Raw genomic sequence first — 15,135 nt, 5'->3', positions numbered from 1 at the left:
TTTCCGTCAAAACAAGCTCAGTTGTCCGGCGCGGTCCGATTTCGCTTCCCTTTCAGTCACCTTGTCTTCCGGAAGCAGGCGGCTGCACAGCAGAGGCGCGCGCGGGTCGTAGGCCGCACGGTTCCTCCGCACGGCTTCATCCGACACATTCGCATAGCAATACCGGCATCCGTTGCCGCATGTATCGTAAGCGCCGATATCCACACTTTTCACGCACGCGCACGACGCGCGCTGTCCGGCGTCCTTTTTCAGATTGTAGCGCAGGCCGGTGATGCGCGTGATGAGCGCGCCGTCTACGCATTTTGCCTGTGGAAGCCCTGCCGCGGCAAGAGACGGACTCCCACAGGCCGAGACCTCGATACCGTTCCGCCGCCCCTCCTCCGCGAGCCGGAGGGCGAGCGCCTCTCCCCCGCTTTGCCCTGCCGCGGTCACGTCGCACGCCGCCATGCGCTTCCTGATTTTAGGATAGAGATCGAGCAGGCTCATTTTACATTGCTTCGTATATCCCCGCAGAGCCCGCGCGGTCTCGCCGAAAAATTCGAGATGCCGCTCCGCCATATAGTCTGCGCTGATCAGAATGGGGCTGTACCGCCATACCATACGTTCCGGCCCGATACGCTCCGCAAGCCTCCGAAACGTATCGAGAAGCGTCTTTTTCGGCGGCAGCGCACGTTCTGTTTCCCCGCCGTAGGGGTTGACCGTAAATTGTATATAATAGGGATACGGCTCCAGTCTGTATAGCTGTGCGAGCATGGGGGCGGGGTCTTTCGTCCAGAATACGATGCAGTCTACCGTCTCCGGCGAGAGGGGCACGCGGCTCACCTGATGAAAATTCATCGGATTGCGCACCAAAACGAAGCCGTCTGCAAGACGGTTTAAAAACCATTCAAAATAAAAGCGCGGAATATCCGTCCGCCTGCTCGCGCTGACGATCATATCGTGCCTCCTTTGTTCTATTATACACTATGCATCTTTAATCTTTACACAATTTATAATTCGGTTTCATTTGTTTTTTTATCAACAAACAAACAAATTTTGTTTGTTTACTTTTTATACTTTCTATGTTATACTTGTTTCAAAATCGTTTATATGAGGTGTCCAATGAACCTATCAAGCATCGAAATTAAAAATCAGATTCGAAAAATCACTTCTGATTTTCGTAATCATTCCGTTTCAGAAATCAAAAACTCTATTGTTGGATCTTTTACCTCTGGTCAATTGTCGGGTGCTCTTGCATATTTAGTAAAATCCGGGGATTTGCTCAATACAGGTCGCGGAATCTATAAAGCAGCGAAATCAGAAAATGTGCATCCTGCTTCAAACAATAATAAAAGTTCCGTCATTGAAGAGACCAAACAGAAAACACAATCTGAGATCGATCGATTCTGCCGCACTATAACAAAACTTGCCTATGACCTTCCATTTTTTGAGATGGAAAAAGAAGATGTCTTATCATTTATGGAATTAAAAGAACTATGTAGGAATTTAAAAATAATAAGAAACAAATTAAAATAAATTTTATAACAAAAGCAGACCACCCATGAGAGTGATCTGCCCCTTGTAACCAACGCGGCAACGTTGGCCAATAGATAATCCGTATTGCCGGGATATCCTTTATTACTATATCATACGGATCGTCTATCTTCAAGGGGAAAGGAAGGGAGGATCGCTTATGGTAAAACAATACAAAACCATTTTCAGTCCGTATATTACTAAAAACGGTAAGAAGATATGGGCAAAAAATTATGGTCTCAAAGCATTTTGTTTTAAAGTTCCTAAAAACAGGGAGCTTTAGAAATTTGTAGAAAAAAGGAAGCCCTTTCCGGCACGGGCTTCCTTTTTTATGGCCACAGCATGACGGAAGCGCCCTTGTTTTTTTCACGCCGGGTCCGCAAGGCCCAGCCGGAGCAGGGCGTGCCATATCCCGTCGTGGTCGTTGTCCAGTGTGACGCGGGCCGCCTGCCGCTTCACTTCCTCCGGTGCGTTTTCCATCGCAACGCCGCATCCTGCATGCCGCAGCATTTCCACATCGTTGTAGTTATCCCCGAACGCAACGGCATGCGCCGCATCTGTTCCGAGCATCCCGCACAGCACGTCCATCGCCGCCGCCTTGTTGACGCCCGGTGCCATGATCTCAAGCAGGGTGTCCGCCGACCGCACGACGGACAGGGCGGAAAACCGTTCTTTGATCCGCTCTTCTGCCTCTTTTATTTTTTCTTCGGCGCACATGCAGAGTATTTTGCTGACCTCCGCTCCATTCGGCAGGTCCGCAAGGCTCCCCTCCCGCGACTGCGCGCCCACAAAGCGTTCTTCGCGGCGCGCACGGGGATCCCGTTTATCCTTTACAAGCCATTCCTCCGGTGTGAACAGGTTCCAGCAAAGGCCGCACCGCAGCCCCTCCAGATATTGCAGCACTTCTTCCGCACACTGCCTGCTCATACCGCGGGAATACAGCGTTTTTCCGCATTCGTCTAAAATAAGCCCGCCGCTGTACGCGACAAGGGGGCATTTCAGGCCGTACTCCGTGAGCACCGTGCGTATTCCCGCCGGGCTGCGCGCGGAAATGACCACAAAGGAGACCCCGCGCGCAGGAAGCGCGCGCACCGCAGCCAGCGTCCGCCGTGTGATGTGGTTGTCCGTATCCAGCAGCGTTCCGTCTATATCGCTGAATACCATCTGATAATTCCGCATGACGCCTCCCCGCGGCATTGCCGCGGACAAAAAGCGGCCCCCCGCATGAAGAGGCCGCTTCCCTGTATCCCGTTCCGTTCTTATACGAACGGATTCACAAAATAATGCCCTGCGGTCATGGATTCGACCAGCACGACCGTGCCGATGACCGCCGTATAGATCGCAAAGCCGTAAAGCTTATATTTGCTGATGAGCCTGAGCATGAATTTGATGGCGATAAAGCCGCACACCGCCGCAACGATCGCGCCCACGATGACCGCCGGAACGGAAACATCGCCCATGCCGTTCTCCGCGACGTCCTTTGCGCCGAACACCACCCCGCCGAGGATGGCCGGGATAGACATCAAAAACGCGAACTTCGCGGCTTTTTCGCGTCCCACGCCCGAAAACAGGCCGCCCGCAATGGTAGAGCCGGAGCGGGAAAGCCCGGGCAGGATGGCCGCCGCCTGCATGAGGCCCATTGCCATCGCCTGCGGAAGCTCGATGCCGCGCTTGCGCTCGATGCGCTGTGCGACCAGCTCGCACGCCACGAGCACACCCGTCGTGGCGTAAAACCCGAACGCAAGATATTTTCCGTCGAGCACGCTGGCAAACGTTTCCGGCGCGGCCTTTTCCGCGACCAGCGTGACCACGACCGCCGGTATGGTCGCAAGAATGAGCATTCCCAGCTTATTTTTGATCGGGTGCGACAGGATCGCCACGATCTCCGGCCAAAGCACGATAAACACCGCCACGAGCGTGCCTACGTGCAGCATCACGTCGTAAAAGATCGGCACCTCGCCCACCCCGAGCAGCGCCTGCAGCAGGTTCAGGTGTCCCGAGCTTGAAACGGGCAGGAATTCCGTAAATCCCTGAACCGCCCCTAAAATGATCGTATCCAGAAAGTCCATAATAAAAATACTCCTTACGCTCAGCCCGTCCGGGCAGGAATGAGCTCCTCCAGTCATTCTATTATAACAGGACGGCGCGTTTTCCACAACCACAGCTTGCGAAAGATCGGCCTACCGCTTATAATAAAGGAGTTATCAAAACGGCCGCGGCGCGCGGCTGCAAAGCTTACTTCGAGGTGTTTTATGAAATTAGGAGTCGAGGGAACTTGGCCTGTTTTCATAACTCCATATAAATCCATAAATTGCCCATAAAGCTTGATACCAAGCCACTTTTAGGAAAACCTAAAACTATATAACTTCATATTCTTCTATGTATCTCAATGCGGAAATGGCGTAAAAATAGCGTAGAGGAAAATTTGCAAACACAAACTTAAGGGCATACTACTACATAAAAATTAACCACCATCAACTGGCCAAAATTCAGCTATGTTGATGGTGGTTGTTTCGTTTTTGGATGCTATAAATTTTTACGCCAAAATTTACGCCATATGCTCACCAAGCCAGTTTTCTACTGCTGTGTTTCGGGGTGATTTTAGGTATAAAATGTCATTGGGAACGCTTTTGAGGGACGAACGACAAGAGGAGTCTATATTACAAGTTGCAAAGCCCGTGTGCACTTCAGGTTTCTCATTGAATAGGCAAGGGTATGTCTTAAATGACATCCATATAGCATTACAACCATATCTATCACATGTCAGTCTACCTCAAACCCAATTTCCATTTACAGTCTCATTAGTTCTGTCTACCGTAAAATGCAGAATCCTATGATCTGTCAGTTCACTATGTAGTGCATCAAATGTATCCCCGCCAACAATGATTGCCTGAAAATTCGGGATGCTGGAACAATCTATGCCTAATCGAGAAATATTTGATAATATCATCTCTCGCAATTGTTTCTGTGCACTTTCATTATTAAGAAAATACTGCAAAGATTGATAGTCTGATTTCCGCTCATTATTCCCTTTAAAAAGCTCTCGGCTTTTCACTTTCGCTTCACCTACAAGAATGGTGTCGTGGCGAAAGGCAATAATATCTGGAGCTTTGCGGTAATCTCCTATTTGAAACCAATAGCGGCCTTGTTGATTTCCGCTTAAAGCAAGAATCAGAAAGTCGTGCTTTGATAAATACTTACCGAAAGATGACAGCAAATCGTCTTCTCTGTAAGGTTCCGTTGTCATGAAAAATAAACCAATCCTTCCTTAAAGACAATTAGGTCTGCTGTAAAGGCATAAACTCTGAGAAAGTTTTTCATTACTTGCGCACACCCTTCTGTTAAGAACATAGTGTACTCGGGGATATTTCTGATTTCAGATAAATCATTATGCTGTAGTGGGCATCCATTCCACACCTTACTATGGTAACAAGAAAAATCTTCAAAGCTTAACATAGATAAATCAATAATTAGATTTGAATCTCGTTCATAAGGTGTTTTTCCCAATCTACAAAAGATGTAGTCAAATGCAAGCGGTTGTCCGAGGTAAGGATCCGCACCTTTGTCTTTAATGCGTTTATTGAGACTATCTCGAAGTTGATCTGGTGTTTTCCCCCGCTCTTCAGCAATTGGTGTAAAAATAAGATTTCTAGTTCGTTTGACAATTCTGTCGGGAATGTTTCCGGGTAATGTGATTCCTTTCCCGCCCAACCATGTTTGAATTTCTGTCCAAGACAAAAAATCTCCCGATGTCATATTTTTGGTTAACCTGGCAAAATCATTAATTTGCGGAATGGGAGAATATGCTCTTCTGCGCATGTCATCTCGTAATTCAACAATCATTCGTTCTTGGAATAGTAGACTGATGGGTGTTCCATTAATTGCCGAAATTAACACTTTATTTAAAAAGAACATCGTTTTCTTCATGGGTTCGGAATCATGAACAGGCAGGTCTGCATATGTTGTGTCAATATTCAATGTGCTTTGGTCTGAAGATTCCCATTCAGCAATATAGAACGGTGTTCTGTGGATTTCCATTACCCTATCATATGCGTAGAAAAATGCAGAATCTAATTTACTTGGAAAACTGGGATGTTGTGACAAATCAAACGGCAAGACATAAGCGCCGGGGACACCAATCTGTGCGCATCCCACAAGATTGTTGAAGCGTTGCAACCAATGATCCCTTGCAGGAACATGGTTAGTTAACTCGAAAGCAAAAACAGGGTGGATAGGCAGGATGCCATTATCATAACAGATAACTACATCTGGTTTAGCAAAGAACAGCAGCCTCCGGAGCTCATCTGGCAATTCTGCAAAACTAACGGTGTGATTGTCAGGAAGGTTCCGTATTTCGCTGGTTGCTCTTCCATCATTAACCATATCTTCGATGTTAGAATAATGGTTAATATATTCGGCAAAGCGCTTTGTCTTGTGGTGGTAAATAATAAAATGGTTCATTTGGCAGCCTCCTTTCTAAGTACAGCAACGCCATCGTATTTAATGATATCAGATGTTTTGTGGCGAGTAATCTTTAGAACATTTTTTACAATTTCGTAGTGGAATGTCCTTTCGTAAATAAGGCCGATATCTTCGAGAAGTTCTACAAGAATACCAAAGGTATCAATCGGTACACCTGTAATGGTATTTGTTCCTGCAACTAAAACAAACTTGCCGCCATCTTTTAAGGTATTTGCTGCCTGAGAAAAAACATCCCTCATCTCGGAAAAATATTTAAACACAATATAACTCCGCTTTGGCTCGTTGTTGAAGATTTCCTTCAGTGCAGAATTTAGTGCTTTTCCTAGTACAGATTCACCATCAAATTGATGCAGCGAAGAATAATCTTTTGCATATACACGCTCTGTTCCAATAAATTTCGTTTGGAACTCGATGCTCTCTTTCGGATCAACAAGCGATAGTAGGAATGTTTCATAGCGGTTATTCATTGCATAATTCATTGCGTTGATATACGGGGGTGAGGTAACAATTAAATCTACTTCTTCTTGCAGAAGGTGAGTAGTTAAGTTCAACGCGCTATCATTAATAATGATCGCTTCGGGAGTTGATGTGCCAATAGTTTTCCCTGAGGACATGATCTCCTTGTATTTCACCAATGCTTTTTTCATTTCTGTATAAGGCAAAGAAACTCCTTTTAAAACCTTTCTCTGATCGCGTTTAACCTTAATCTGGCTTTCATCTAAAAAGCTACAGGGCTTAATGATTGTAGATAATACAGCCATGTAATAGTCTCGGAGTGCGTCATTGAAGTTTTGCAATATATAGTCTCGTATGGTTTCAATTTCTAACAGAGCTTCTTCGCTAAACCAAAACTGATCATTTTCAAAGAACAAGTCTCTCTTGGCTTTTATTGAATCGTCACTGGATAAAAAACGCAAAAATTCTTTTGTTGTATCAGAAATCTGCACTACATCCAGGTATGAGGACTTTGCTCTGGCAAGGAGGCATGCGTAGGGAGAGATATCAAAACCGATACTACGCCTACCATTTAATCGAGCTTCAGTCGTTGTTGTTCCGCAACCATTAAAAGGGTCTAAAATGATGTCATTGGGAGCACTGTATTGTTGAATAGCCCATGCAGGCAAGTCTGGAATATACTTAGCTGGATATTTTCCCAAACCATGAAGCTTACTATATTCGTTTCCGCTTTTCAGAGAAACAATGGATTTGTCTTTGGGTGTTGAACAAGATAAATCGACCTCATGGCAAGTAGAGGTTGGCTTCGCAATTACTGCAGCCTCACAGGAAATCATGGTTTTGGGTTTTACAGGCTCAAAAACAAGAATATGTTGCATCTTCTTTTCGTCTGCACTGTACTTTTTCTCACGGAAACTTCTAGAAATGCTTTCCATTGTGTACTTTGAACTATCGACAAAAGCAAAACCAGATTTTTCAGCCATTTCTCTAAAACATGTTTCCATATCGAAAAACTCACCGGAAATAATAGAATCACCAACAAAAAAGTACGCGAGTTTATTAGGCTTTAGCATGCGGGAAACGTTCTGCATTACAGGGATCATTCTTTGTTCAAAAATAGAAATCGGAGCCTTCTTGCTAGAATGTTCATGCCGAGAGCCAATTTCATCATCCTGAACCTTTTTTATATCATATCCTAGCCATGCCATGCGCCACTTATGATAAAGATAATAATCATAAGAGTTTGCGTAAGGGGGGGAGGTAATCACAATATCCACACTGCTATCCGGAACAAGAGCGCTTGAAATCTTGTCTGTACTGCCATGATATACGATGGGGGTATTTTTAATAACAGTTCGCATTTCTGATAGTTGCACAATTCGCTTGGCTTCTTGGCGAAGCTTCCTGAGAAAAGTGGTAATTACCGATCCAGCTTCAAAGTTTTTTTCAATTGCTGCATACCTGGTATTACTTTCTTGGTTGCTTACATTAACAATGATGCTGCTAAAGATACAAAGCAAGAAATTCTGCAAATTCCCTTGAGAATTATCAAGCAGAAATTGTTTGAGCCACGATAGTTCATTGATTACACTTGCTTGGAACCAATGATTGAGATTTTGAATTTTAGGAATCCATGTTGCTTGGAAACGGAATGTAGCACAATCTATTATTTCTAATTGATCAATAACAATTATCAGCTGCTGTATTTCCTCTGTTGTTAAGGCAGTAGTTTTTGCTCTAGATATCAATGTTGCAATTGGATTAGAATCGATGCCAATACTTTTCCTGCCAGCAACACATGCTTCGAGCAAAGTGGTGCCACTTCCGCAGAATGGATCTAGAACAATGTTGCGTTCTTTTGTGCACTCACGAATAATTTCTCTAGGAAGTTTAGGAATAAATTTTGCAGGGTATGGATGGATTCCATGAGTATAAGCCGTAGAATCTGTACTGTCTATACTAGTAAACTGAGTGAGTTTTTCAATTAATTTCATTTTATCACCTATGTGTTTTATATATGTTAATGATTGTTGCATGAATCAGCTGTAATTCTCAGCGGTTTTCGGCTATTATCCACTCATAAAGCCTATGCCTCTGAAATAACTATCCAACCAAAGTCCTCACTGCATTCATAATTTGCTCGTAGGTAATATCCTGCGCGTAAGCAAATTGCTTGCGGTACTTATCCCACATAGTGCGCAGCTCCGGGCTTACCTCTATGTTGTGCAATATCCCCGGTACATCGGCGATCTGCTCGACAGTGCCACGGTGCTCGGCAGTTGCTTTCAGCGCATCGGCAAATACCGCTTTGTCAAATTTCTGCGTAGTCGCCAGTATGTAGGCATCGTAGAAATCTCTAGGGCGGGTATTGAACACGCCGCGGCGCAGGATGGTTTCCACCTTTTCGGCCATGACGGTTTCGATATTATAAGCCCAAAGTTCGTAGGATTCATCGTCGAAAATCTCGGTGAAGTTGTACTGCACTGCATGAGGGGTAATTGCATCACCGGTAGATACATCAATGCTCAAGGGCGTAACCATTGTATCGAATTTAGCAGTCAGTGCAACACGGTAGCCGCCGTAAATGTCATCCTCCCGAATGGGAGAAATATTGCCGATTGCAAAGGTCACATCATCCTCAAAAGGAATGGCACACACCTGCTCCAAGGCACCGCGAATTGCTTTCGGTGTGAGGGGAAGATTTTTTAGTGTGGTGTCCAAATCCATGGTAGCGCGGTTGTCGAGGCCTACAATAGCGGCTACTAGCATACCGCCTTTCAGCACGAATTTGTCCTTGTATTCCGATGCGGCAAGCCGCACCAGCAATCTTTCAAACATATAGTTCTGCAAAATCACCTGGGCAGGGATGTTTTTCTGCTTGGCGATATTTCGGATTTTTGCCTTCAGGCTCATTGCCTTGCTCATAAAAGCACCTCCAAATACTGCCGCAATACATTGGCCACACGCAGTTGTTTTGCGTAAGAGTTTAGCTTGTTTAAGTCCTTTTTGGGACTTGCGGCATACAATTTTAGAGCCATCAGGAAGGTCTCTGTGCCCAGCTTGTTGCGGCTGCGGATACAATCGCATACAGTGCGCTCCAGGTCGTAACAGGGCACAAGATTGCCTGCAGGGGTTTTCAACTTGGTTTTACCAAGCTCGAATAGTTCGGGTTTAATGTAATAAATTTTACATTCCTCTTGTATGGCTTTTGACGGTACTTTTCCAGATGGTGCAGTAATGGTATGCTCAAACGGCGTGCGGTCTGAAATTCCATGCAAAAAAAGTGCTGTTTCATGGGAAAAAACAAACAATTTTGAGCGCATACTTATGGATAACAATTCGTCTTGCATATCATCGCTCAAAATGTATTGACCTCGAGTAATCCGCTGAAGCTTATCGTCTATGCATAGTTTTGATAATATTGCTCTGGAAATACCATATTTTTCTGCTTCTTTATTATTTATAATTCCGCCATTTTTTTTGGCAATCAATTTAAGTGTATCTAAGCAATTCATTCAAACACCACCCAAGACTTTTGTGAAAACATTATATCCCAAATTACGATTTTTGTCAACGTACAGAGTACAAATCTTCTAACTACAAATTTGATATTATGACCTTTGTATTGAATGCACTTTGTTGTTTATTTGGGTCTTCGTTGGCCATATTGGCGGAGCACATTTGAAACGCAATAAGTTTTACTTAAGTTGCGGCACATTTTAAAAGGTACATTTTAGTAGTTGGGAGGCAATTTTGGTGTTAATGTTGGAGTACAAATTGGGGTCGATAACGGTGTCAATATTGGTGTCACTCGTCTATGTGGAATAAAGACAAAAGAAAAACAATTTGTACTTCTTAAAGACTGAAAACCGTGTCTTTTTAAGGTAACCCCAATTTTGCAACTTCATTTCTAAAAACACGCTTCCCCTTTAGGATTTATGATAGGAAAATTATAATAAAATACCTGTTCGCAAGGGGTTAAAGAGGGGTTCGCTCCATATAAAACCAAAATAAACGCCGAAAAAACGTAGTTCACCTATGATTTACCCTTTTTTATGGCTTTCTATCATCAAATCATAAAAGATGAACCTCTAATCGAAATGATAAGATTTCGGGAGGTTTTTTGATATGTTCTTCGCTTTCGGAAATGCCCTTCTTTCAAAAAATCAAGCTATGATTTTCCATTATCAATGACCCCAATTTTTAGTCTGAAATCTTCGCTTTAAAATGACAAAGAAAATGATATTCTTTTTCGTTATGATAAGAGGCAAATCCCCCCTGCTTTCGAAATGAGAAAGCAGGGCTTGTCATACCGAAAATGTTTTTTCGCATCATTCCGAAAAGAGGGTTCGGCAGTATTTGAGAATGAACACCATAAATCTTTGATAAATCTAAAATAAATCTATATGACTTTTTCAAATGACAGTCATAATCATCATTTCAAAATGATGGGCATATTGTTCCCATTAGCAAATGATACCCGTCACAAGCCGTAGGCGTGCCCACGGCCGAATATCTCCGCACGCAAGCGTAACAATTGTCCTTCAAAGTAAATCGTCACACAATGCAATCTGCACCGCAAATCTAACCTGAACCGAAACGGTGAGGGACTGGACAGCGGTGCGGATTTGCTTTTTTCTTGCCAAAATATTCTCCCGTACACATATTCCCTTCATCATAAGCAAAGGAGGGCGAATATGTCTGAAAAATATGAATCTGTACCAATCCACGAAAAAGTTACTTTGACAATCAAAGAGGCGGCAGAGTACAGCAATATTGGCATTAACAAAATTGATTCTATGCTGCGATCGCCGAATTGTTCGTTTGTACTTTTCGTCGGCACAAAGAAATTGGTTAAGCGAAAAGAGTTTGAGCAGTTCATCAGTCAAGCTCTGATTATCTAACCGAAACTTCAAGAAATTTATAAAATTAACAATTATCACTTGAGAAAGAGCGTACTATGTGATATAATTATAGTGTAGTAGTATACTCTTTTCTTAAGCAGGAAAAGAGCATATCATTGGGAAAAAATCTCAAAGGCAAAGAAATAGGTAAAGGCATTTACCAAAGAAAGGACGGTTTATACCACGCCCGGTTTGTTGACAAAGCGGGCAAACGACATGAAAAGTATTTCAATACGATTCCCGAAGCACGCAACTGGATTGAAGAATCCAAATACGCTGATAAGCACGATGGCGTTTTTGTTCCAACCGAAACGACGGTTGATGAATGGTTTGAATTTTGGATTGAAAATATTGTTGGGGACTTAGCTCCCAACACGCTTCGCAACTACCGTGAGCGATATAAGTTCAATATCCAGCCAATCATCGGTAAAATGGCGATTGCGAATGTGAAACCTATGCACTGCAAAAAGGTGTTACTGAAAATGGATGAAGAATACGCAGGCTCTACCATCCGTCAGACCTACATCACAATGGGTACAATGCTCAAAGCGGCTTTAATGAATTATTTGATACCCAAGCACCCAATGAACGGTGTGCGGTACACCAAGCCCGTTAGAGCAAAGGATGACATTCACTTCCTTACCCGTGAGGAACAACGGATTTTTCTTCAGGTAGCCGAACGCTCTCATAATTACAATCAATACGCCCTCATCCTTGAAGCAGGCTTACGAACAGGCGAATTGATAGGACTTACTTGGGGTGCGATTGATTTTGAAAAGCGAACGCTGACGGTAAACAAAACATTAGAATACAGACACAGGCAAGTATATTGGCGAGCAGGGCCGCCGAAAACAGAACACAGCTATCGCACCATACCTCTTATAGACCGTGCATACGAAATCTTGAAAGAGCTTTGGGATAACCGTGGTAATAGGAAAGAGTCCCCTCTTCTGTCGCAAACTCTGGAATACATCGACAGGTGAACAGGTGCAACCTCACAGCTTGTTATGAAAGACCTTGTGTTCATAAATTGGCGTACAGGGCTACCTGCGAAAAACAGTTCCTATGACACACACCTTTACAAGCTGTGTGATGAGGCAGGCATTAAGCATTTTTGTATGCATGCTTTACGCCATACCTACGCCACAAGAGCAATCGAGGCAGATATGCAACCAAAGGTATTGCAAAAGCTGTTAGGCCATGCCAGTATCAAAACCACAATGGATCGGTATGTCCATGTAACAACCGATTCGATGGATCAAGCAATAAAGCAATTTGAAAACAATCGGGTTTTGGATGTATCTTAATAAAAATCAATGCGAAAATGGCGTAAAAATGGCGTAAAGCCAAAAGCGCCAAGTCTGAAAAAGCCTGTAAAATAAGGATTTTTAAAGGAGATTTGAAATATATGAAATTAGGAGTCGTCGGATTGCCGAATGTCGGCAAAAGCACATTGTTCAATGCTCTCACGCAGGCGGGCGCGCAGAGCGCAAATTATCCGTTTTGTACCATAGAGCCGAATTTCGGCATCGTATCCGTGCCGGACGCACGTATGGATTATCTCGCGGAAATCTACCACCCGCAGAAATTCACGCCCGCGACCATCGAGTTCGTGGATATCGCCGGGCTCGTGAAGGGTGCGAGCAAGGGCGAGGGCCTCGGCAATAAATTTTTATCCCACATCCGTGAGGTGGACGCCATCATCGAGGTGGTGCGCTGCTTCGAGGACGACAACATCACCCATGTGGACGGCAGCATTGACCCTCTGCGCGACGTGACGACCATCAACTATGAGCTGATCTTTGCGGATATGGACGCCGTGCAGAAGCGTCTCGACAAGGCGGTCAAAATGCAGAAAACGGGCGATAAAAAATGGAAGCTCGAGGCCGGCGTCTGCGAAACGGTCCTTGCGGAGCTCGAAAAGGGCAATTTTGCGCGCAACATCGAATTTGACGAGGAACAGGCGGAGATCATGCGCTCCATGTTCCTGCTGACGGACAAGCCTATTATTTATGTAGGCAACATCGCGGAAGATCAGGTGGGCAGGAACGATCTGCCTCTTTTGCAGCCGCTGCTCCGGTATGCGGACGAGCACAAAAGCGAGGTCGTGACCATTTCCGCAAAGATAGAAGAAGACCTCTCCGAAATGGACGAGGAGGAAAAGGCCCTGTTCATCGAGGAGCTTGGCATCGGGGAATCCGGTCTTTCCAAGCTGATCAAAAAATCCTATTCGCTTCTCGGCCTCATCAGCTACCTGACAGCCGGGGAAAAGGAAGTACGCGCGTGGACGATCACCAAGGGAACCAAGGCGCCGCAGGCCGCTGGCAAGATCCACAGCGATTTTGAGCGCGGCTTCATCAAAGCGGAGGTCATCGCCTTCGATACGCTGAAAGACGAATGCGGCGGAGATATGCAGGCCGCCAAGGAAAAGGGCCTCATCCGGCAGGAGGGCAAGGAATACGTCATACAGGACGGCGACGTGGTGCTGTTCCGGTTCAATGTCTGAGGAATGAGCGAAACGCCGGAACACGTCTTTTGGCTTCGTTTCCTTTCCAAAATCCCAAGCGTTTCGGGAATCTTTTTTCGTGTCCGCAGGACTTCGGCGGGGACTGTTTTAAATTGCCCTCGCCCGCCCATTTCCCGCTTCGCGGAAAACTCCTCCCTGCGGCCGGTTCCTCTTTTTCCGTACGCCTTGTTGTTCCCCGCCCTTTTATCGATATGCTAAAATAGAACTGCCAATCAGTCCTTAGGACAGGATAGAATGGGAGAGCGTTTATGACAGACTCTGTTTTCCGGCCCGAACGGGAGATCATTTTAAATAAGCCGCTGCGCATACGCGGACAGGAGGCTGTGCTTGCGGCGCTGGCCTCATACGGCGGAAAAAGCTGCCTTTGGCTCTTTTATCACCGCCCGCTCCCCGAATGGCTCCTGCGGGGCGAGCCCGAGGCGTCCACACACCGCGAGGAACGGGAACACGCCATGCTGGATGCACGGCTCAACCGCTTCTGGCCGCAGTCTCTTTGCATTCAGGGCCATCTTCTTTCGTTTACATCCGCTGGCGCTCTTCCCCTGTCCGGCAACCCGGAGGCCCGCGCACCGTTCGAATATTTTACGGGCAAGGGTGTTTCACCCGGGGCGCTCGCGCATATCCCGAAGCGGGATATCTCCGTCATGCACTGTTCGTTTGAGGACGAAAGCATCTTTTCCGTGTTCGAGCCGTCCCTGCCGCCCGGCCTCGCCCTTACCGTCGGCTCGGAGCATGAAGAGCTTCCCGTCCATGCCCGCCATAGCCTGACGCCCGGTGCGCCGCCTGAGGAAAAACGCTTCACATTTACCCGTCCGGACGGAACGGAATGCGGCTATTACCTGAACGGCCTTTCCCTGCACGATTTTCCCGCGCCCACGCCGGAGCAGCGGCGCGAAGCTGCAAAACAGATGCGCGCGCAGGGCCTTTCGGACGCGCAGATCGCCAGAATACAAAAAAGCGAGCGGAACGCCTGCCCCGAGGGGCATAAGCTTCTTGCGCTCGCGTATGAATCGGAAGGGGATATCCAGCTCTCCTTTTATACAGAAGCGTATCTCGACGCCGCGCCCGAATATACGGGCGGCGCGGCGTCCATCGGATTTTTGGTTTCAGAAAACGAAAAAGGCCCGCATGGGCACAGGGAACAATGCTGCTGCCTCGGACCTGTACCCGAAACGCTCACGGGGCAGGTGGAGCTGGAGCTGTTCTCTTTTTACCGCCGTCTGCCCGAAGAAACGATACGCATAGACGGCTGAC

12 protein-coding genes and 1 pseudogene are annotated in these 15,135 nt (G+C 45.8%); 5 read left to right on the top strand and 8 right to left on the bottom strand.

Going from position 1 to position 15,135, the window contains the following annotated elements; translation table 11 throughout:
* Window positions 1-6: 6 nt before the first annotated feature.
* Window positions 7-936, bottom strand: a complete 930-nt coding sequence (locus PUP29_RS08560; protein ID WP_353422984.1) for a DUF1848 domain-containing protein — start codon at window positions 934-936, stop codon at window positions 7-9.
* Between the two features lie 165 nt (window positions 937-1,101).
* Here PUP29_RS08560 and PUP29_RS08555 point away from each other — a divergent pair, with 165 nt between their 5' ends.
* Window positions 1,102-1,515, top strand: a complete 414-nt coding sequence (locus tag PUP29_RS08555) for a hypothetical protein (protein WP_079546270.1) — start codon at window positions 1,102-1,104, stop codon at window positions 1,513-1,515.
* 363 nt (window positions 1,516-1,878) lie between these two features.
* Here the strand turns inward: PUP29_RS08555 and PUP29_RS08550 are convergent, their stop codons facing one another.
* From PUP29_RS08550 to PUP29_RS08520, 7 genes are all read right to left on the bottom strand, one after another.
* Window positions 1,879-2,691, bottom strand: coding sequence for a Cof-type HAD-IIB family hydrolase (locus PUP29_RS08550; protein ID WP_353422983.1), 813 nt, complete (start codon window positions 2,689-2,691; stop codon window positions 1,879-1,881).
* Between the two features lie 80 nt (window positions 2,692-2,771).
* The gene (locus PUP29_RS08545; protein WP_353422982.1) at window positions 2,772-3,581 is read right to left on the bottom strand and encodes an undecaprenyl-diphosphate phosphatase; all 810 of its coding nucleotides are present in this window, start codon (window positions 3,579-3,581) and stop codon (window positions 2,772-2,774) included.
* Window positions 3,582-4,285: 704 nt separating this feature from the next.
* Window positions 4,286-4,759, bottom strand: coding sequence for a hypothetical protein (locus PUP29_RS08540; RefSeq protein ID WP_079546273.1), 474 nt, complete (start codon window positions 4,757-4,759; stop codon window positions 4,286-4,288).
* Window positions 4,756-5,973 carry a hypothetical protein gene (locus tag PUP29_RS08535; RefSeq protein WP_079546274.1) on the bottom strand — a complete coding sequence of 406 codons (1,218 nt, stop codon included), beginning with the start codon at window positions 5,971-5,973 and terminating at the stop codon, window positions 4,756-4,758. Before PUP29_RS08535 ends, PUP29_RS08540 begins: the two co-directional genes overlap by 4 nt.
* Window positions 5,970-8,444, bottom strand: coding sequence for a site-specific DNA-methyltransferase (locus PUP29_RS08530; RefSeq protein ID WP_353422981.1), 2,475 nt, complete (start codon window positions 8,442-8,444; stop codon window positions 5,970-5,972). The genes PUP29_RS08535 and PUP29_RS08530 overlap by 4 nt, the downstream gene beginning before the upstream one ends.
* A 109-nt stretch (window positions 8,445-8,553) precedes the next feature.
* Window positions 8,554-9,375, bottom strand: a complete 822-nt coding sequence (locus PUP29_RS08525) for a nucleotidyl transferase AbiEii/AbiGii toxin family protein (RefSeq protein WP_353422980.1) — start codon at window positions 9,373-9,375, stop codon at window positions 8,554-8,556.
* Entirely contained in the window at window positions 9,372-9,965 is a 594-nt protein-coding gene (locus PUP29_RS08520) for a type IV toxin-antitoxin system AbiEi family antitoxin domain-containing protein (protein ID WP_079546276.1), read from the bottom strand. Before PUP29_RS08520 ends, PUP29_RS08525 begins: the two co-directional genes overlap by 4 nt.
* Window positions 9,966-11,147: 1,182 nt before the next feature.
* Between PUP29_RS08520 and PUP29_RS08515 the strand changes: the two genes are divergently transcribed.
* The 4 genes and pseudogenes from PUP29_RS08515 to PUP29_RS08500 all read left to right on the top strand — a co-directional run bounded on the left by PUP29_RS08515 (window position 11,148) and on the right by PUP29_RS08500 (window position 15,134).
* The gene (locus PUP29_RS08515) at window positions 11,148-11,354 is read left to right on the top strand and encodes an excisionase (RefSeq protein WP_079546277.1); all 207 of its coding nucleotides are present in this window, start codon (window positions 11,148-11,150) and stop codon (window positions 11,352-11,354) included.
* 116 nt (window positions 11,355-11,470) lie between these two features.
* Window positions 11,471-12,661, top strand: a pseudogene (locus PUP29_RS08510) (tyrosine-type recombinase/integrase).
* 101 nt (window positions 12,662-12,762) lie between these two features.
* The gene (gene ychF / locus PUP29_RS08505) at window positions 12,763-13,860 is read left to right on the top strand and encodes a redox-regulated ATPase YchF (protein ID WP_079546278.1); all 1,098 of its coding nucleotides are present in this window, start codon (window positions 12,763-12,765) and stop codon (window positions 13,858-13,860) included.
* Between the two features lie 269 nt (window positions 13,861-14,129).
* Window positions 14,130-15,134 carry a hypothetical protein gene (locus PUP29_RS08500; protein ID WP_079546279.1) on the top strand — a complete coding sequence of 335 codons (1,005 nt, stop codon included), beginning with the start codon at window positions 14,130-14,132 and terminating at the stop codon, window positions 15,132-15,134.
* Window position 15,135: the final 1 nt, after the last annotated feature.

Source organism: Christensenella massiliensis (assembly GCF_040409835.1).
GTDB classification, from domain to species: Bacteria; Bacillota; Clostridia; order Christensenellales; family Christensenellaceae; genus Christensenella; species Christensenella massiliensis.
The sequence above is the reverse complement of the archived record's forward strand: the minus strand, read 5'-3'. Positions and strand labels throughout refer to the sequence as shown.

Bases quoted from the DNA above. Each gene is read 5' to 3' on its own strand.
- PUP29_RS08560 (WP_353422984.1), bottom strand. From the start codon at position 936: ATGATCGTCAGCGCGAGCAGGCGGACGGATATTCCGCGCTTTTATTTT.
- PUP29_RS08555 (WP_079546270.1), top strand. From the start codon at position 1,102: ATGAACCTATCAAGCATCGAAATTAAAAATCAGATTCGAAAAATCACT.
- PUP29_RS08550 (WP_353422983.1), bottom strand. From the start codon at position 2,691: ATGCGGAATTATCAGATGGTATTCAGCGATATAGACGGAACGCTGCTG.
- PUP29_RS08545 (WP_353422982.1), bottom strand. From the start codon at position 3,581: ATGGACTTTCTGGATACGATCATTTTAGGGGCGGTTCAGGGATTTACG.
- PUP29_RS08540 (WP_079546273.1), bottom strand. From the start codon at position 4,759: ATGACAACGGAACCTTACAGAGAAGACGATTTGCTGTCATCTTTCGGT.
- PUP29_RS08535 (WP_079546274.1), bottom strand. From the start codon at position 5,973: ATGAACCATTTTATTATTTACCACCACAAGACAAAGCGCTTTGCCGAA.
- PUP29_RS08530 (WP_353422981.1), bottom strand. From the start codon at position 8,444: ATGAAATTAATTGAAAAACTCACTCAGTTTACTAGTATAGACAGTACA.
- PUP29_RS08525 (WP_353422980.1), bottom strand. From the start codon at position 9,375: ATGAGCAAGGCAATGAGCCTGAAGGCAAAAATCCGAAATATCGCCAAG.
- PUP29_RS08520 (WP_079546276.1), bottom strand. From the start codon at position 9,965: ATGAATTGCTTAGATACACTTAAATTGATTGCCAAAAAAAATGGCGGA.
- PUP29_RS08515 (WP_079546277.1), top strand. From the start codon at position 11,148: ATGTCTGAAAAATATGAATCTGTACCAATCCACGAAAAAGTTACTTTG.
- ychF (WP_079546278.1), top strand. From the start codon at position 12,763: ATGAAATTAGGAGTCGTCGGATTGCCGAATGTCGGCAAAAGCACATTG.
- PUP29_RS08500 (WP_079546279.1), top strand. From the start codon at position 14,130: ATGACAGACTCTGTTTTCCGGCCCGAACGGGAGATCATTTTAAATAAG.